An 18,958-nucleotide genomic window follows, 5' to 3' on the forward strand; every position below is an offset into this window, starting at 1 on the left:
AATATAGTTCAAGGGGCGACTTACAAGGGGGAAAAGCTCATGAAGATATCAGAGGTAAAAGCAGTATTAACTGAACAAGATGTACTAAGCATAATAGATGATTATTTAAATATAGAAGGACTAATTGTAGAGGATGTACAAATAAAAGAACTTATAACTATAAAAGGAAGATATAAAAAGAAAATAAGTATTCCATTTGAAGTTAAAATAGGGTTTGGAAGCATATCTGGCAATATAATAAACATAAAAGTATTTAATGTTAATATATCTAAAATAGGAATATTTAGTGGCCTTAGAAATATTGCATTAAAGAAAGTGCTTAGTGAGTTTTCAGAATATGGAATAAAAGTGGACAAGGATATTGTAATACTTGATTTAGATATAGCATCTAAGTTTGTTCCTTATTTTTACTTTAAACTAAAAAGCATAAATATAACTGGTGATTCTTTAGAAGTAGAAGCTCAGGATGTTGTTTATTCGGAAAAGAAACCAGTGAATTTGAGTAAAAATTGTGAAGTGTCCCCATCTTCAACAGAGGAGAAAAGTTGCAGACTGTCCCCAAGCTTACAAGACGGATATTCTAAAGTTAGAGACAAGGTAGTACATAAGGTTCCAGATAAGTACGAAAAAATAATGGAGTATGCTATGCTCGTACCTGATATTGTAGCATTATTATGGAGGCTATTTAGGGATAAGAGAGTAAAGTTAAATGTAAAGATGATGGTAGCGGGAGTAGTAGCATATCTAGCAAGTCCAATAGATATTCTTCCTGACTTTATACCTTTTGTTGGAAAAATTGATGACGTTGCTATAGCTTTTTTTGCACTAAATGCTATAATTAACGAAGTGCCTCAAGAGATTATTTTAGAAAACTGGCAGGGCGAAGAGAATATCATAGTTGTAACAAAAGAAGCAGTAGGTCATATTTCTAAGTTCGTTGGAAGTCAAAATGTTGGAATTCTGCTGTCTTTTATGAAAAAGATATTTAAGAATAAAAATAAAAACTTAAAAACACCTAAAGATGAAGAATTGTATAAAGGTTTTAATGATTAAAGGAGGTGGCTAGTGAGATAAGAATTAAATTTAAGTCTCACTATACATATAATGGGAAAATTATACGTGGTTAAAAAAGGACGAAAAATAGGAATATTTAATACATGGAAAGAATGTGAGGAACAAGTAAAAGGTTTCTCCGGTGCAGAGTTTAAAAGTTTTACCAATAAAAGTGAAGCAGAGAACTACTTATCAGGAAATACCATAATATATAAGGCTGAAGAGTCATCCGAAGAATCAAGAAGTACAAATGAGATAACTTCAGTTAATAATACTAAAGATCAAATAATGGCTTATGTAGATGGTAGCTATAATATAAATACAAAGGAATACGGATCAGGTGTAGTGATTCTGCATAGTGGAGAAAAGAAAACCTACAGCATAAAAGGAGCGGACCCTACTTTAGCTGAAATGAGAAATGTAGCAGGGGAAATTAAGGGTGCCGAAATAGCTATGAAATATGCACTCGATAATAAGTTAGCTAAAGTAGTTATATATCATGATTATGAAGGAATAGAAAAATGGTGTACTGGTTCGTGGAAAACGAATAAGATAGGAACAAAAAAATATAAGGAATTCTATGACGGTATTTCTAAATATGTAAGAGTTGAATTTATAAAAGTAAAGGCTCATAGCGGCGATTACTATAATGAAGAGGCTGATAAGTTAGCTAAGAGCGCTATTGGATTATAGCTTTAGAGATATAGGAATGAAATCAAATGACTTTTGTTAGTGGAATTTTAAGCAAAAAAGAATGTTATATAAATTTCTTTGTTTAATAATTACAAAAATGCATATTCTATATATGAATCCTAAAAAAACAAAGGAGTGAGTAGAATATGCGTGGAAAATTTATAACAGGTGCATTAATAGGTGCTGCGGTTGGAATGATGTTTATGCCAGAGATGGATAGATCAACTAAAAGAAGAGTAAGAAAAACAGCCAAGTTTATGAAAAATGCTGCAGAAGATGTTTTTGATGGTATGAAAGATAGAATCAAATAAAAAATTAACAATTACATCATAAATTGCGTGCTTAGATAGCATAAATGTATATCAGAGTGCGCAATTTTTTTTATGCAAAAAGATGAATATTAATTCACATATTGTTGAATTGCATGGCAATATAATGAAAATTAGTACTATTTTATTGAAAAGTTTTATATTATTATTAAAAAAATATGTTATAATAAAATAAGTGGTTTATATGCTTTTTTTTAGCGGAGTTAAATTTTTGTCTAGTAAAGTAAAATTAAGAAATTATTTAGATTAATTATGTATGGTATTAGTGAAATGAATAAGTAAATTAGTACAATTTGAGCTTGTCATAAGGACTCTAATTTGTTGAAATAAAAAAGTTGCAATTGTCTACCTCTTTTAAGAGTGGTGGCATTAGTGGTAGTTAGTTATCGGTTAATATTGTAGATAGTAAAGGAAGAGTGAGTTATGGAGATACTGTCTTTAGGGGAGAAAATTAAAAGAAGAAGAAAAGAATTAAATATGACTTTAAAAGATTTGGCGGGAGATAGAATAACTCCGGGACAAATAAGCCTCGTGGAATCAGGAAAGTCGAATCCAAGTATGGACTTGCTAGAATATCTTGCAGTCTCATTAAATACTTCTATTGAATACCTTATGGAGTCAGAAGAAACTCAGGCTGAAAAAATATGTACTTATTTTGAAAATATAGCTGAATCTTATATAATAAACGAAGATTTGAATCAGGGAGAGAAATACATAGAAAAAGCTTTATACTATGCAGAAAAGTATAACCTTGAGTATAGAAAGGCTAAAACTCTATATCTCAGAGGTATCATATACATGGCAAAAAGTGAACATGCTATTGCACAACAGTTTTTTCTTTCGGCAAATGTAATATTTATAAAAAATAATAATTATGATGAAACTATAAAGACTTTCGTAAACTTAGGAAAAATTACGATGGAATTAAAGTCATATCATTCCGCTTGTAGTTATTTCCAACAGGCAGAAAATGTTTACATGGATAATGATATAGGTAATGATTTCTTATTAGGTCAGATATATTACTATGTATCTAGTGTATATCTGAAACTAGAAAATGTGGACAAGGCTATAAATTATTCCTATCTTGCTAAAGAGAAATTTAGACAAATGGATAATAAAAAGGAATATGCTAAAACACTTTTATTGTTGTCTGAGGAGTATAATCAAAAAGGTGATGTAGATAACGCCATCAAGTATTCAAAAAAGACTTTAGATGTTTATAAGGAAATAGATGATTTGACGCATATCGCTAAAATAGAAAACAGTTTAGGAAAGCTATTTTATGAATTTGACAACTTGGAAGAATCATTTATACATTTGAATAAAGCTAGAGAATTAAGAATTAGAATTAGAGATAAAAATATAGTTGAAACTCTTATAAGTATATGTGAAAACTATATTAAACTGAAAGATGTAATGAATGCAAAAAAAATGCTTAGTGAAATAATGGACAACATTAATGATGGTAGTGATAGAGCTTTAATACAGTATTATTTACTTAAGTATAGAATAGATATGCTTCAATCTGATTTAAAAGAAGCAGAGAACACTTTGGTAACAGCCTTAAATTTTGTTAAGAATATGGATTATACAAAAGAGATTGCAGAAATTGCGATTATGTTAGGTAAGTTTTATATAGACTATAGCAGAGATAAGGAAGCAGCTCAGTATTTAAATGAGGGTGTGGAGACGTTCAAGAAGCTTGGGTTATTGAAAGAGTCTTAATCTGTGGTGGATAGGTGAGAATTATGGAGATACTTTCTACAGGGGAAAAAATTAAAAGGGCACGAATATATAAGGGATTAACCTTAAAGGATCTTTGCGAAGATAAAATATCTGTTTCAAAAATGAGTTGTATAGAAAATGATAAGGTTAGGTCAGAAGAATGGGTATTAGACTTTGTTGCAGAAAAACTTGATATAGATTCTAATTACCTAAAACAAGATATAAGAGCGCAGGTAATGAGAAATATTGAAGAGATACGAAAGCAGGAAATTTCTAAGGATTATGAAGAGATATTAGAATATAATCTAAAGTTTATTGAAGAATATTCTTATTATGACCTGTCATTCCAAATTATGCATTTACTTTTTAACTACTACTTAGATAATAATAAGATTGAAAAGATACAATTGATGATTTCTAAGTACTATGATTACCTACAGAAGAGCTTTTCTGAAGAAGGAGCAGCTGTATACTATATGGATATAGCGAGGTTTTTCTATATTACTAAAGAGTTTGTACAAGCATCTAATTATTATAATAATGTTAGAGAGATTGCTAAAAAAGGCAATAACTTTATTTTACTTTCAAGAGCAACGTATAATGAAGCGGCTTGTTACTTAATGCTTGAGAACCACGGAAAAGCTTATGAAATAGCTATCAAGCTTATTGATTTAATGGAGTACATAGAAAGTGATATAAAGAAAGCTGAGGCATATCATATGCTTGCAGTACTTTGTCTTAGAGGAAACCTTGATAAATTTGAAGAGTATGAACAAAAATCATATCAATTGTATAAAAATGATTTAGTTCATAAATCACAAGCAATATACAATTATGCGGCTATAATGTTTACTATAGGATTAAAAGAAAAAGCTATAGATTATATAAGTAATGCACTTGAATGTTATCCTAAAAATGATAGGGAACTTCTAGTAAATTTTATGCTTATGAATATCAGCAAGTTGATCGAAAATAATGTTTTGGACAAAGCTCAAGGCATTTGTGATGAGACTTTAGACTATGCAATTAGCTTAGATAATATTGTTTTTATCGAAAGAGCTTACTATTATAAGGCGTTAATCCTAGAGAAAGAGGGAAACCTTTACTCAGCGGAGATGTATATGAATCTATCGTTAGATGCACTTCTTAAATTTGCAAATAATAATCAAATCTACAAGAGGTACATGGAAATGGGAGATATGTATCATAGAATAGGAAACGTTGTAGAGTCCATAAAATACTTTAATTTTGCAATACAATTAGAGAAGAAGATGTAGTCATCGGATAACGATTTCTAAGCATAAAGTTGGAGTTAAAACTATATCTGATTCAAGTTTCACTTTATCAGAATAGGCTACAAGAGAATATAATGATTAAATATAAGGTTTAACTAAAGTCAGATGGGGCTGTACATATCCCGTCTGACTTTTTTATTTGATGACTACCCGCTCTAATAATCCATCTGATGCTTAGAACCCTGTTTATTATGAGCTGTTTTAGGAATATTGAATAGTAAGCTTATTTCCATGAGTTCATTTATTTGCCATCATTATTTAAAAAATAAAGGTTAACCTATATGATAGAGACGATAATGTTTTAAATATTATCTTTTAACTAAACTTACTAAAAGAAGGTGGTTTTGTGAAAAGGTATATTCCTATTTTGTGTATTGTATTCTGTTCCGCATTGTTTCTATGTTTATATCCATTGAATTTTAATAAGGTTCCTGATTCGCATATTAATGATAATACTAATAATAGTAAGATTTCAATTAATAATGAGAGTTTAGTTCAAGAAAAACCTCTATATCCTAGAGAAGTTTTTCTAACCTTTGATGATGGTCCCTGCACAAATAATACTAAGAAAATATTGAATATACTCAAGGAATATAACGTAAAGGCTACCTTTTTTGTTGTAGGAAAGAAAGGGGAAGAAAATCCTACTATATTGAAGGAACTGAGCGACAGTGGCATGAGTATAGGTATACATACATATTCTCATGAGTACAAGAAAATATATAAAAATTTAGAAGGATACTTGGAGGATTTTCATACTTGCAAGAATGTTATAAAAAATATAACTGGTAAAGAACCTCTTAAATACATAAGGCTACCTGGTGGATCTGATAACTTAGTTACGAGCAAAAGTGTTTTGGAAAGTATAAAAAGAAACTTAAACGAAAAAGGGTTTAAATATGTAGACTGGAATGTGTGCACAGGAGATGCAGAAAATAACAAAATTACTGTAGATATGTTAAAAAAGAATATAAGAGTACAATGTAAGAGCAAGAAACTTGCAGTGGTATTAATGCACGACACATATTACAAACATTTTACAGTAGAAGCGCTGCCAGATATCATAAAATATCTTAAAGATGAAGGCTTTGTTTTTAGAACCTTTGATGATTTGACTCTAGGAGAAGAAAAGGAAATGATAAGAATGAGAATATTAAATCGCAGTTAAATATTAAATGTATAGATAAACAATACCGAAAGTCAACTTATCCTCCGAGACATAATACCAATTTTCGGTACGTTAAATATTTTTAAGAAGTCTAAAGCTCAGGATTTATGAAAAACTAAGAATCTTAGAAAACTCGCTGACGTTCAGACAATCTAAGATTCTAAGTCTTTCACAAATCATTCGCTAAGACTACTAAAAAATATTTAAATCTATCCCCAAATTGGTATTATGTCTCTCCGAATAAGTCAACTTTCTAGATTGGATATTTATATAGATAAGCAACACCGAAAGTAGACTTATCCTCCGAGACATAATACCAATTTTCGGTACGTTAAATATTTTTAAGAAGTCTAAAGCTCAGGATTTACGAAAAACTAAGAATCTTCGATAACTCGCTAACGCTCAGACAATCTAAGATTCTAAGTTTTTCATAAATCCTTCGCTAAGACTACTAAAAAATATTTAAATCTATCCTCAAATTGGTATTATTTCTCTCCAAATAAGTCTACTTTCTAATTTTGATATCTATATAGATAAACAAATTCATAGTTTGACTAATGTACTCGTTAAATCCTTGCAGACTAAAGAGACTTTCTCGATTTATATGTCAAGTTATAAAGTTGTTTATCTATATGCAAAAGCACTATTAAAATTTATCCGATGATCGCCTGCTCTAATACCTCCTTGTACTGTGTGAAAGCGGGAGCAAAGAGTGGCTACGACTCTGGATAAATTTTAATAGTGCAATATAAGCTTAAGGCTAAATTTTCTATTAAGATGATATCTTAAATGGAATTTTTAATTACTCTTTCTTTCGAGTTTCTCTTTTAACTATAAATTCTTTTGCTTTAAGTTCAAAACTATCATCTAATGGTTCTAGGCTCACTTCTCCATATTTTTTACTTAGGGCGGAAGTGATAAGTCTATCAGCTAATTCAGGGTTTTTAGATAAAAGAGAGCCATGAAAATATGTGCAGAAGCAATTTTTATATATACACCCTTCATATTTATCTTCACCGTTATTGCCATATCCGGCAACTACCTTGCCAAGAGGTTTTAGACTTCCGATATAGGTCCTTCCGGAGTGATTTTCGAAGCCTACATAGGTTTCATTGAATTCTTCGTTATGTATTACCGTATTTCCAATGAATCTTGTGTCTCCACCTTCACTGTATATGTCCAAGATTCCAAGCCCTTCAAGTTTATCTCCATCTGGTGTAGTATAGTATTTTCCAAGTAATTGATATCCACCACATATAGCTAAGAATACTTTTTCATTTTCTATATACTCCACTAGACCATCCTTCTTGTTTTGACTTAAGTCCTCAGAAACTATAGATTGTTCATAATCTTGGCCGCCTCCAAAAAAGGTTATATCATGCTGTTCAGCGTTAAAAGGATCACCTAAGGATACATTAGATATATTAACTTTTATCCCTCTTTGTTCAGCCCTGTATTTTAAAATAAGAATATTACCGAGGTCACCATATACGTTTAATAAATCTGGGTATAAATGACATATATTAAGTTCCATTGAGTTACACTCCTTTATAATGAACTTCTTTGATAAGTTATTTACCACAACTTTTTAATGTACCCTTTAGAATTAAGATACTTTCTAAAGTTTATCATAGCAGTATAAGTAGCTAATATGTAAACTTTATCTGTTTTACAAGACTTGATTTCCTCTAGTAGTTTTTCATATCTTTCGCAGATGATGAATTTATCATCTGGAAGTCCAGAAATCTTAAGTCTTATTGCCATATCATAAAGCCTTATTCCAGCTACCATTATTTTATCAATATCTAGTGATGCTAGCTTTTCGAAGTTAACATCCCATATCCAAGATACATCCCTACCATCTGCATAGTTATCATTTAATAATACTGCAAGATCGAATTTGCTTTTATTAAGATTTATAGTATTTATTGCCTGATCATATCCAGCTGGATTTTTAACTAAAATTATTTTAACATCTTTACCTTCGATATCTATGTTTTCTTGTCTTCCAAAACTGCTTTGTTGACTTTTTAAAGATTTAGCGATTACTGAATTTTCAACCCCACAAACCTTTGATACTGAATAAGCGCATAAGGCGTTGTATATATTATAGGTTCCTGGTTGATTTATGTAATATTCCTTACCGTTAATAATAACAAGAGAGCCTTCTGGAGTTTGTTCTTTAATTTCATCTATCCTATAGTCCAATTCTGGTCTTTTGTAACCGCAGTTTTCGCAATAGAAATCTCCTAAATGGTTATATGTAAGATAGTTGTATTTGTATGGGCTTTTACACCTTTTACAGAACTTCGCATCTGCATTCAAATCAAGAATCTTATTGTTATCTAAAGATGTATTAAATCCATAGTAAATAGTTCGATTAGGAAGCTCCAAATCTCCAAGTAATGATTCATCACCATTTAAAACTAAATTTGCAAGAGGAACTTTTTCAACCCCCTGGAGAATTTTCTTTAAAGTTGTATAGACCTCTCCATATCTATCTAGTTGATCTCTGAACAGATTTGTAATAGTTATTACTTCTGGAGTTACATAATTAGTGAAAAGCTGTACATTTGCTTCATCACATTCAATAATAGCATACTTAGTTTCGGAACATTTAGTAAAGCAAAAATTCTCCACAAAGCAGGAAACTATTCCCGGAAGCATATTGGCACCTGTATTATTTGTTATAACGTATTTTCCACTATCTTTTAGCATATTATATATCATACTTGTAGTTGTTGTCTTTCCATTGGTACCAGTGATAAGAATCACTTTATAGTCCTTACAAACTGTCTTTAAAATATCTTTATCTAATTTCAAGGCAACTCTTCCAGGAAAGTTACTCCCACCTTTAAATAAAGTTTTGGATAGCTTTATTATTATTTTTGAAACTATCACACTAAAAAAAGATTTTATATTAATTTTTGACACCACCTTTTAAAGATTAACGATGTGTTGTACAAACTATCACAACTCTTAAATATTATAATACATTATAACTTTTTTTACATCAACAAAAATTAGGGGACAGTTTGCAATTGTTATAACATTTGGGGACACACTACAATTATTAAGCATTCATAAAGCTAGTTTGCAAATTTTCAATATAGGGACAGTACACAAGTTTTCAGCAATAAATTTGAGTGTTGACAGACTATATTCAGAACTAAGTTTAAATAGGGACGCACCACAATTATTAAATACAATATATCATTAAGGTATTTATAAACTTTTAAACCAACGATGTAAGTAGAAAAATTGTGGACTGTCCCCATTATAATGAGTAGAAATTGTAGTGTGTCCCCAGTATATAAGTGAATGCTGCAAACTTTTATTATTAGGAGATGAATTAATGAAAAAGGTATTAAATATAGCACATAGAGGATTTAGTGGAGAGTATCCTGAAAATACAATGCTTGCATTTATGAAAGCAATTGAGATAAAATGTGATGGTATCGAAACAGATGTACAGCTAACAAAAGATGGAATAGCTGTTTTGTGCCACGACGAAACAGTAGATAGAACAACTGATGGTACTGGATTTATAAAAGACTATACATATGATGAACTTTCAAGGCTAAATGCTGGAGATAAAGAGTCGGGTAATTTGAGAATATCTAAAATACCAACCTTAGATGAGTTCTTGAATTACGTTAAGGATAAGAATATACTTATAAATCTTGAATTAAAAAATAGTATAATAATGTATCCGTGTATAGAAGAACTAGTTATAAATAAGATTTATAAATATAATATTCAAGATAACTGTATTCTCTCTTCATTTAATCATTATTCAATAGTGAAGTGTAAAAAACTAGATAGCAAAATAAAAACTGGTCTATTATATGATGAAATTCTTTATAAACCAGAAAAGTACATAGAATATGTGGGAGCTGATATGCTTCACCCTAATTTTCACTCTATTTGCTCAGGGGATATTATAAAAGGGGTAAAAGAAAAGAATATTCCACTTAACGTGTATACAGTTAATAAGGAAGAGGATATGATTAGGATGATTAAATTGGGGGTAGATGGTATAATTACAAACTATCCCGATAAGTTAAGGAAGATAATCTCCAATCAATTTCTTGAAATATAAAAGTGGTAAAATATTAAACATAATACAAAAGAATAAGGACGTGATTAATCTGAAAAAAGGGTATGTTTACTCGATAATATCTGCGATTCTATTTGGAACAGCAGGTATATTTGTCAAACTAGCTCATAATACTGGGCTTGATTCTGTAAGTCTTCTTACAGTTCAATATATGATAGCAGTATTTCTAATGTTTCTAACTGCATTTTTAAAAAACAAAGAAAAACTTTATGTAAGCAAAAAGCAGCTTATTGACTTGGCTATACTCGGTGGTGTAGGGAATACTCTAATGACTATATTTTATTACATGGCTTTTGAGTATTTGCCTGTAGCAATGGTTACAATGCTTTTGTTTACATATCCAATAATGGTTTTTATATATTCTGTAATTTTCGAAAAACAGAATATTAATAGAAAAAAAGTTTTAGCAATTATTGCAGCATTTTTAGGTTGTATTTTAACCTTGAATGTTTTATCTGGAGAGTTTATGTATTCAGTAAAGGGAATAATATTTGGACTTCTAAGTGCTATTTTTTATGCCTTTATGAATTTATATTCAGAAAAGAAGTTGGAGGATGTAGATTCTTTATCTATAAATGCCTACTCTACTTTATTTTCTCTAATAGTTTTAATTTTATATAAGCCGCCAGGAATAATATTTAGTGGACAAATTAAACTGGATAGTTTAATTTACATAGTTATACTTGCAATTTTCTGTGAGATAATACCGTTAACCCTTTTATATGAAGCTATACAATATATAGGGGCGTTAAAGGTATCTATAATAAGCAATTTAGAAATTCCTACAGCAATGATAGTATCTTTTCTATTACTAAAGGAGTCAATGTTAATTACACAGATTATTGGCGCAGTACTTATATTCTATTCCATACATTTAGTTAGACAAGAAGAAACCATACTAAAAAAGAAAGCATCATGAAATAAGTGTTAAATTAAATATAATAAAAGCACTATCAAAATAATATTGATAGTGCTTATTTCAATTACGATAACCTAATATAAAGCCTTGCAATATAATAGACTTTGAAACAGTCCTTAAGTTTTTCCTAAAAACATTATATTACTGAACCGTTAATGCCCTGTTTGTAAAATTCCCTATTATATTATTTACAGGAGATATAGTTACAAAAGATTTCGGGTCTATATCATTTACGATAGTTCTCAAGGTACTCAATTGATTTTTCTGAATAACCAAATATATAAATTTCTTACTATCACTAGAATATCCTCCAACAGCGTCTAGAACAGTAACACCTCTTACAAGTTTTGTCTGAATTTCATTTATTATTAAATCAGAATTCTCACATATTATCACACACTGCCTTGAAGAAGCTAGTCCTTCTTGAATTGCATCCATTGTTTTTGTTCTTATGAAACTCATTATAAGTGCATACATAACTGACTGAGGTCCCATTACAATTCCAACTAATATATAAACAATGATGTCTTGTACCAAAAGCAGCTGAGAAAGATTCAATGATTTAAATTTATTATTTATCATTTTAGCAGATATATCTAGCCCACCAGAAGATCCTTTGGCTATGAAGACTACTGAACCGCCTATACCAAATAGTAGTCCACAAAATATAGATGCAAGCAGTCTGTCGTTAAGTGTTGGGATCTTTAAAAATAGATTCATATTATCTATTAAAATTGAGGTTAAAAATACCACAAATACACTTCTTATGGTAAATTTTCTACCTAATAGCTTGTAACCAAAAATAAATAACGGAATATTAAATAACAAACTCATTAATCCTACCTTAGTACCGAATAAATGATTCAAAGAAAGTGCTATACCAGTGACACCACCGCTTCCTATTTCACAAGGTATCATAAAGGCGGTTGTAGCAAACGCAGATGTTACGCTCCCAAGTATAAGTATTAAGTATTCAATAACAGTATTTTTAAAATTATTCACTTATATAACCCTCCATATTAATATTAAATTTGCAATCTAACATTCATGCATACAAGATATTAGCATAAAACACTTCAATAAACAACATGGATATTATTAATAATTTGTTATCTTTTATATACCGATATTATCAGTAAACGGTTTCCGAGAGAATAATGAACGACAACAGTAATTATTGGTATATATATATAAACTTTTTTCGATTATAAGTATTTTTAATTATAGAAAGTTATACTTTCAAAAGTAGGATTTATATTAGCTGTAATATTTTAGACTGGCTTTGCAAGTTGCAATGAGAAAAAATTGCATTATAAATATATCACAAAGATAAAAGTATAGCATTTTACCATGTTAAACAGTTAAATGTGTTACATTAATGAAGGTTAAACAACAAAAACAAAGCAAAACTGGTTAAAAATAAAATTTTTCTTGCATTTTTCTATATTTGGTGTAATATATAACTATATAGTGCTAGGGGGTTAAATGATGAATATAAATTTAGATTACTTGAACATTAATAATTATAAAAATTTGTATAGAAATTTATCAGTGGCTGATTTAACAGAATTTGCAGTTAGAAGAGGCGAAGGAGTTTTATCAGACAAAGGAGCCCTAGTTGTAAATACAGGGAAATATACTGGTAGATCACCTAAAGATAGATTTATTGTGAAACAAAAAAGCATTGAAGAAAAAATAAATTGGGGAAGCGTAAACCTTCCAACGGATGAAAACGTATTTAACAATCTATATAATAAGGTTATTGAGTACTTAAGCGACAAGGATTTATTCGTATTTGACGGATTCGTTGGTGCAATGAAGGAATATACTCTACCTATAAGAGTCGTTTGTGAACAGGCATCACAAGCTATGTTTTCGAATCAATTATTTAGAAGACCTAGTATCGTAGAATTAATTGACTTTGCACCTGAATTTAACATTATTTCAGCACCAGGGTTCAAAGCTAATGGGGCAGAGGATGGGATTAATTCTGAAGCTTTCATATTAGTTAACTTCGATAAAAAAATAATTTTAATAGGCGGAACTCAATATTCAGGAGAGATAAAGAAATCAGTTTTCTCTATAATGAATTTCTTGTTACCTGAAAAGGGAGTTATGCCAATGCACTGCTCAGCTAATATTGGCGCTGATGGTAATACAGCTGTGTTCTTTGGATTATCAGGAACAGGAAAAACTACTCTATCTGCAGATCCTGAGAGAAATCTAATTGGAGATGACGAACATGGATGGAGTGATAATGGCGTATTCAATTTTGAAGGCGGTTGTTATGCTAAAACAATAAAGTTAGATCCTGAAAAAGAAAAAGAAATATATAATGCTATAAAGTTTGGAACTATATTAGAAAATGTTGAGCTTCATAATAATAGAAAGCCAGACTTTGAAAGTAATAAGTATACTGAAAATACAAGAGCAGCTTATCCACTCGAATATATTGATAATATTGAAAAGAGTGGAATAGGTGGAAATCCAAGTACTATTATTTTCTTAACAGCAGATGCTTTTGGAGTAATGCCTCCTATATCTAAGCTTTCAAAAGAAGCAGCTATGTATCATTTTATGTCAGGATATACAAGTAAGGTTGCAGGAACTGAAAGAGGAATAACTGAGCCTAAAGCTACTTTCTCTGCTTGTTTTGGAGAACCTTTTATGCTTATGAATCCAACTGTGTACGCTGAACTTCTTGGAGAAAAGATAGATAAGTATAATACAGAGGTTTATCTTGTGAACACTGGTTGGCTAAGTGGTGGATACGGAAAAGGTAGCAGAATAAAGCTTTCCTATACAAGAGCTATGGTTAAAGCTGCATTGGAAGGTACTCTAAAAAATTCAAGCTTTGTTGAACATCCTATATTTAAGGTATTAATGCCAACAGAGTGTCCAGGCGTACCGTCAGAACTATTAAATCCTAAGAATACCTGGGAAGATAAAGAAGGATACGATGTTAAGGCGTTAGAATTAGCCGAAAAGTTTAGTGAAAACTTCAAGAAATTTAATAATGTACCTGATAATATTGTTAAAGCTGGTCCAGAAGTAAAAGCTATTAATGTTAAAAATATATAAATGTATTTATTTTAGAATATAAAATTTATAGAAGCTTCATTTCCATATAAATAAACAGGAAATGGAGCTTTTTGATTTAGTTAATACACTAATATTGTTAAGCGTATTAAAAAAGCATTGAATCTAGCATTCTTTTATTAATAAAGTACAAAATATGACTAAACTTAGCAATTGACAATCTAAATAAAATAGGATAATTATTAAAGGTATGTTTAAAGGCAGGTGTTATTATGAAGTTAAAGAAGGTTGGAATGAGAAACTTAAAAACTGCACTCTCAGTTTCAATATGCGTAGCTTTATCACAGTATTTTAATAGAGAGTATATTTTCTACGCAGCAGTGGCTGCTGTGATGGCTATGCAAAGCTCAGTTTCTGATTCTTTTAAAGCGGGAAAGAATAGAATGCTAGGCACTATTATGGGAGCTTTTATAGGTCTTGTATGTGCAATAGTTAACCCTGGAAATGCAGTTCTATGTGGAATAGGTGTTAGTATAATAATATACGTTTGTGATGCTTTAGATTGGGGAAAATCTGTAACTATATCTTGTACAGTTTTTCTTGTAATCATGTTGAGCTTAAATAATAGAGGACCAGTAGCATATAGTATTAATAGAACTCTAGATACATTCTTAGGTATAATTGTAGCCGTCTTAGTTAACTATTTTGTATACCCTCCAGAACATATAGATAAGGTATATGAGGAGCGTGCAATTGCTGTAAAGAAAGTGTTTAATATTGTGGAAGATAAATTGTGTTACAATAAAGAAATAGATTTGGAAAGTTTGAATAATGGGATTATAAAGCTCGAGAATATATTAGGCACATACTTATCTGAATTGAGGATAAAAAAACAACAAGAATTAGCAATAGATAAAATAAAAGAGGTAATTCAGGTTTGTAAGGATGTATATATGCATTTAAAGATAATTCAATCATTGGAAAAGAATTATAGTTTTAGCCAGGAAAACTATAATCATCTTAAGAGAATATTTAGACATGATTTCACTATTGAGGAGGACGATAGCGAGATAAGTGTAGTATTTAACTATCATACAAATAAAATAATAGAAGGTTTATGTACATTAGAAGGTCTTTAAATAATATGGGTAAGCTTATAAGGAAATAGTTTATCCGATGACTAACCGCTCTAATACTCCCCCGCACTCTGTGAAAGCGATTCACACCAAATCGGAGATTTGGGTTCTCTGCTTTTCTCCAAGGGGGAGTAAAGAGCGGCTACGTCCCTGGATAACGACTTCTAAGCATCAGGTGGAGTTAAAACTCCATCTGATGCTTAGAATTCTGTTTATAGATAAGTTATAGGTTGTATTTTGACTGCTTAAAATAGTATAATGAAAATTGTTGTTATAAAAATTAAGTAAGAGAGTGAGTGTGAATAATGGAGATAATTCTTATGCTTAAAGCTGCTATTATCGGAATAGTAGAAGGAGTAACCGAGTTTTTGCCTGTTTCCTCTACTGGACATATGATTATAGTAGGAAATTTGATTAATTTTCGGGCACCAGCATATCCAAAAGAATATGTGGGTATGTTTGAAGTTGTAATTCAGCTTGGTGCTATATTAGCTATAGTTGTTCTTTATTGGAAAAAAATAAAAAATTCCTTGATAAATATCGCGCCTGGAAAATGGGGCTTCAAGTTATGGTTGAACATAATTGTGGCATTTATGCCATCAGCTGTTATAGGACTTCTTCTACATAAAACTATTGAAGAGAAACTATTTAATGCTGTTACTGTGTCAATCGCATTAGTTCTAGGCGGATTTTTAATGATATTTATGGAGAAAAAATATAGAAGAGGAAACAAAACTAGAAGTATTGATGACGTTAATATTGTACAAGCATTTAAAATAGGATGTTTCCAATGCCTTGCATTATGGCCAGGTATGTCAAGATCAGCTTCTACTATAATGGGAGCATGGGTGAGTGGTTTAAATAATGTGGCAGCTGCAGAATTCTCATTTTTCTTAGCTATACCTACAATGGTAGCAGCTTCTGGACTTTCATTAATAAAATCAAATGTTGTAATGAATAGTTCACAAATTATAGCTCTTGTAGTAGGCTTTGTAGTATCTTTTGTTGTTGCTATAGTTGTTGTAGAAAAGTTCATAAGCTTCCTACAAAGAAAACCAATGAGAGTATTTGCTATATATAGAATATTTATTGGAGTAATAATACTTATTCTAGTGTTTACAAAAGTAATAACAGTATAATTTCATTAGCCTTATTCCTATATTGGAGTAAGGTTTTGTTTTTTTATGGGGTAAATTCTTATATGGTATTTTGAAAGAAAGGTTAACATAAAATCGGAAAATTCGATTCGTTAATTACATTGAATAAAAGCGGTTTGCGTAAAATCAAGGTCTGTCTTCCGTTGTTTTCTAAATTTACATTATCAGTGTTTATATATTTTAAATTGATAAGTCTAGAATTATAAAGTTACAATCTAATATAATAGTACTTTGAATCAATAAAATAAAAAAAGACGAGATATAAAATATCTCGTCTTTTGGTGCTGAAGACCGGAATCGAACCGGTACGGGTTTTAAAGCCCGCAGGATTTTAAGTCCTGTGCGTCTGCCAGTTCCGCCACTCCAGCGCAATTCGTACTGACAATAATCATTATATTTCAGAATAGTTTTAGTGTCAATAGAAAAGTTTAAAATAATTGTAAAAAAGTTTGATTATCATATACTTATCCTGGAGTGTCATTATATGTGAATTTAATTAATCGCTAGAAAAATAAAGAATATACAATATAAGTTTAAATTTTGAACGATAAGTAACATTAAAGGCTATACTTTTGTGATACAATAACACATGTCGTCAGGAGATGACGAAAGTTGATAAAAAATAATAAAAATATGTTGACAAAATAGTCAACGTGTGATAATCTAATTGAGTCAGCAAAACAGTGGTCTTTGAAAATTAAACAGAGTGAAAAATAAGTTAAAACTTGTTTTTAAATAAACCAGCAATTCTTTGAGTTACTTTTAAAGTAACAAAACAGTAATGAGCAAGCAAACTTTTAAATTGAGAGTTTGATCCTGGCTCAGGACGAACGCTGGCGGCGTGCCTAACACATGCAAGTCGAGCGATGAAACCCTTCGGGGTGGATTAGCGGCGGACGGGTGAGTAACACGTGGGTAACCTGCCTCAAAGAGGGGGATAGCCTCCCGAAAGGGAGATTAATACCGCATAACATTAGTTTTTCGCATGAAGAACTAATTAAAGGAGTAATCCGCTTTGAGATGGACCCGCGGCGCATTAGCTAGTTGGTGAGGTAAAGGCTCACCAAGGCGACGATGCGTAGCCGACCTGAGAGGGTGATCGGCCACATTGGAACTGAGATACGGTCCAGACTCCTACGGGAGGCAGCAGTGGGGAATATTGCACAATGGGCGAAAGCCTGATGCAGCAACGCCGCGTGAGTGATGAAGGCCTTCGGGTTGTAAAGCTCTGTCTTTGGGGACGATAATGACGGTACCCAAGGAGGAAGCCACGGCTAACTACGTGCCAGCAGCCGCGGTAATACGTAGGTGGCAAGCGTTGTCCGGATTTACTGGGCGTAAAGGATGCGTAGGCGGATATTTAAGTGAGATGTGAAATTCCCGGGCTTAACTTGGGAGCTGCATTTCAAACTGGATATCTAGAGTGTGGGAGAGGAGAATGGAATTCCTAGTGTAGCGGTGAAATGCGTAGAGATTAGGAAGAACACCAGTGGCGAAGGCGATTCTCTGGACCATAACTGACGCTGAGGCATGAAAGCGTGGGTAGCAAACAGGATTAGATACCCTGGTAGTCCACGCCGTAAACGATGAGTACTAGGTGTAGGGGGGTCCAACCCTCTGTGCCGCAGTTAACACAATAAGTACTCCGCCTGGGAAGTACGATCGCAAGATTAAAACTCAAAGGAATTGACGGGGGCCCGCACAAGCAGCGGAGCATGTGGTTTAATTCGAAGCAACGCGAAGAACCTTACCTGGACTTGACATCCCCTGAATTACTCGTAATGGAGGAAGCCCTTCGGGGCAGGGAGACAGGTGGTGCATGGTTGTCGTCAGCTCGTGTCGTGAGATGTTAGGTTAAGTCCTGCAACGAGCGCAACCCTTATCATTAGTTGCTACCATTAAGTTGAGCACTCTAGTGAGACTGCCCGGGTTAACCGGGAGGAAGGTGGGGATGACGTCAAATCATCATGCCCCTTATGTCCAGGGCTACACACGTGCTACAATGGTGAGTACAATTAGATGCAAACCCGCGAGGGGGAGCCAAACTAAAAAACTCATCCCAGTTCGGATTGTAGGCTGAAACTCGCCTACATGAAGCTGGAGTTGCTAGTAATCGCGAATCAGAATGTCGCGGTGAATACGTTCCCGGGCCTTGTACACACCGCCCGTCACACCATGAGAGCTGGCAACACCCGAAGTCCGTGAGGTAACCGTAAGGAGCCAGCGGCCGAAGGTGGGGTCAGTGATTGGGGTGAAGTCGTAACAAGGTAGCCGTAGGAGAACCTGCGGCTGGATCACCTCCTTTCTAAGGAATAATAACT

At 32.0% G+C, this 18,958-nt stretch carries 14 protein-coding genes, 1 tRNA gene and 1 rRNA gene; 12 read left to right on the forward strand and 4 right to left on the reverse strand.

Annotated elements, in window-relative coordinates; translation table 11 throughout:
• Positions 1-39: 39 nt before the first annotated feature.
• The 6 genes from AC0N0V_RS01820 to AC0N0V_RS01845 all read left to right on the forward strand — a co-directional run bounded on the left by AC0N0V_RS01820 (position 40) and on the right by AC0N0V_RS01845 (position 6,266).
• Positions 40-1,053: a YkvA family protein gene (locus AC0N0V_RS01820; protein WP_474461858.1), complete on the forward strand. Its 1,014-nt coding sequence runs from the start codon at positions 40-42 to the stop codon at positions 1,051-1,053.
• A 51-nt stretch (positions 1,054-1,104) separates the two neighbouring features.
• Positions 1,105-1,746, forward strand: coding sequence for a ribonuclease H1 domain-containing protein (locus AC0N0V_RS01825; protein WP_474461859.1), 642 nt, complete (start codon positions 1,105-1,107; stop codon positions 1,744-1,746).
• Between the two features lie 146 nt (positions 1,747-1,892).
• Positions 1,893-2,057, forward strand: coding sequence for a YtxH domain-containing protein (locus AC0N0V_RS01830; RefSeq protein ID WP_474461860.1), 165 nt, complete (start codon positions 1,893-1,895; stop codon positions 2,055-2,057).
• A 441-nt stretch (positions 2,058-2,498) separates the two neighbouring features.
• The gene (locus AC0N0V_RS01835; RefSeq protein ID WP_474461861.1) at positions 2,499-3,803 is read left to right on the forward strand and encodes a helix-turn-helix domain-containing protein; all 1,305 of its coding nucleotides are present in this window, start codon (positions 2,499-2,501) and stop codon (positions 3,801-3,803) included.
• Positions 3,804-3,826: 23 nt separating this feature from the next.
• Complete coding sequence (locus AC0N0V_RS01840; protein ID WP_474461862.1) at positions 3,827-5,080, forward strand: transcriptional regulator; 1,254 nt, start codon at positions 3,827-3,829, stop codon at positions 5,078-5,080.
• Between the two features lie 364 nt (positions 5,081-5,444).
• Positions 5,445-6,266 (forward strand): polysaccharide deacetylase family protein, encoded by an 822-nt coding sequence (locus AC0N0V_RS01845; RefSeq protein WP_474461863.1) that lies wholly within the window; start codon positions 5,445-5,447, stop codon positions 6,264-6,266.
• 802 nt (positions 6,267-7,068) lie between these two features.
• On the opposite strand, the gene AC0N0V_RS01850 is transcribed toward AC0N0V_RS01845, so the two are convergent.
• Entirely contained in the window at positions 7,069-7,800 is a 732-nt protein-coding gene (locus tag AC0N0V_RS01850) for a type 1 glutamine amidotransferase (protein WP_474461864.1), read from the reverse strand.
• 41 nt (positions 7,801-7,841) lie between these two features.
• Entirely contained in the window at positions 7,842-9,200 is a 1,359-nt protein-coding gene (locus tag AC0N0V_RS01855) for a MurT ligase domain-containing protein (RefSeq protein ID WP_474461865.1), read from the reverse strand.
• Positions 9,201-9,621: 421 nt separating this feature from the next.
• Between AC0N0V_RS01855 and AC0N0V_RS01860 the strand changes: the two genes are divergently transcribed.
• Together AC0N0V_RS01860 and AC0N0V_RS01865 are read left to right on the forward strand one after the other, a co-directional pair.
• Positions 9,622-10,368, forward strand: a complete 747-nt coding sequence (locus AC0N0V_RS01860) for a glycerophosphodiester phosphodiesterase (RefSeq protein WP_474461866.1) — start codon at positions 9,622-9,624, stop codon at positions 10,366-10,368.
• A complete protein-coding gene (locus AC0N0V_RS01865; protein ID WP_474461868.1) occupies positions 10,358-11,305 on the forward strand; it encodes a DMT family transporter in 948 nt (315 codons plus the stop codon). Before AC0N0V_RS01860 ends, AC0N0V_RS01865 begins: the two co-directional genes overlap by 11 nt.
• Positions 11,306-11,446: 141 nt before the next feature.
• On the opposite strand, the gene AC0N0V_RS01870 is transcribed toward AC0N0V_RS01865, so the two are convergent.
• Positions 11,447-12,307, reverse strand: coding sequence for a YitT family protein (locus AC0N0V_RS01870; protein WP_474461869.1), 861 nt, complete (start codon positions 12,305-12,307; stop codon positions 11,447-11,449).
• Between the two features lie 486 nt (positions 12,308-12,793).
• Between AC0N0V_RS01870 and pckA the strand changes: the two genes are divergently transcribed.
• The 3 genes from pckA to AC0N0V_RS01885 all read left to right on the forward strand — a co-directional run bounded on the left by pckA (position 12,794) and on the right by AC0N0V_RS01885 (position 16,619).
• Positions 12,794-14,386 (forward strand): phosphoenolpyruvate carboxykinase (ATP), encoded by a 1,593-nt coding sequence (gene pckA / locus AC0N0V_RS01875; RefSeq protein ID WP_474461870.1) that lies wholly within the window; start codon positions 12,794-12,796, stop codon positions 14,384-14,386.
• 230 nt (positions 14,387-14,616) lie between these two features.
• Entirely contained in the window at positions 14,617-15,483 is an 867-nt protein-coding gene (locus tag AC0N0V_RS01880) for an FUSC family protein (protein ID WP_474461871.1), read from the forward strand.
• A gap of 302 nt (positions 15,484-15,785) precedes the next feature.
• A complete protein-coding gene (locus AC0N0V_RS01885) occupies positions 15,786-16,619 on the forward strand; it encodes an undecaprenyl-diphosphate phosphatase (protein ID WP_474461872.1) in 834 nt (277 codons plus the stop codon).
• A gap of 297 nt (positions 16,620-16,916) precedes the next feature.
• Here AC0N0V_RS01885 and AC0N0V_RS01890 read toward each other — a convergent pair.
• Positions 16,917-17,005, reverse strand: a tRNA-Leu gene (locus tag AC0N0V_RS01890).
• Between the two features lie 430 nt (positions 17,006-17,435).
• Here AC0N0V_RS01890 and AC0N0V_RS01895 point away from each other — a divergent pair.
• Positions 17,436-18,942, forward strand: a 16S ribosomal RNA gene (locus AC0N0V_RS01895).
• Positions 18,943-18,958 lie beyond the last annotated feature (16 nt).

The sequence above is a fragment of the Clostridium sp. CS1-1 genome (assembly GCF_056135525.1).

Excerpts from the sequence above, each read along its gene's own strand:
- AC0N0V_RS01820 (WP_474461858.1), top strand. The coding sequence starts at position 40 with ATGAAGATATCAGAGGTAAAAGCAGTATTAACTGAACAAGATGTACTA.
- AC0N0V_RS01825 (WP_474461859.1), top strand. The coding sequence starts at position 1,105 with ATGGGAAAATTATACGTGGTTAAAAAAGGACGAAAAATAGGAATATTT.
- AC0N0V_RS01830 (WP_474461860.1), top strand. The coding sequence starts at position 1,893 with ATGCGTGGAAAATTTATAACAGGTGCATTAATAGGTGCTGCGGTTGGA.
- AC0N0V_RS01835 (WP_474461861.1), top strand. The coding sequence starts at position 2,499 with ATGGAGATACTGTCTTTAGGGGAGAAAATTAAAAGAAGAAGAAAAGAA.
- AC0N0V_RS01840 (WP_474461862.1), top strand. The coding sequence starts at position 3,827 with ATGGAGATACTTTCTACAGGGGAAAAAATTAAAAGGGCACGAATATAT.
- AC0N0V_RS01850 (WP_474461864.1), bottom strand. The coding sequence starts at position 7,800 with ATGGAACTTAATATATGTCATTTATACCCAGATTTATTAAACGTATAT.
- AC0N0V_RS01860 (WP_474461866.1), top strand. The coding sequence starts at position 9,622 with ATGAAAAAGGTATTAAATATAGCACATAGAGGATTTAGTGGAGAGTAT.
- pckA (WP_474461870.1), top strand. The coding sequence starts at position 12,794 with ATGAATATAAATTTAGATTACTTGAACATTAATAATTATAAAAATTTG.
- AC0N0V_RS01880 (WP_474461871.1), top strand. The coding sequence starts at position 14,617 with ATGAAGTTAAAGAAGGTTGGAATGAGAAACTTAAAAACTGCACTCTCA.
- AC0N0V_RS01885 (WP_474461872.1), top strand. The coding sequence starts at position 15,786 with ATGGAGATAATTCTTATGCTTAAAGCTGCTATTATCGGAATAGTAGAA.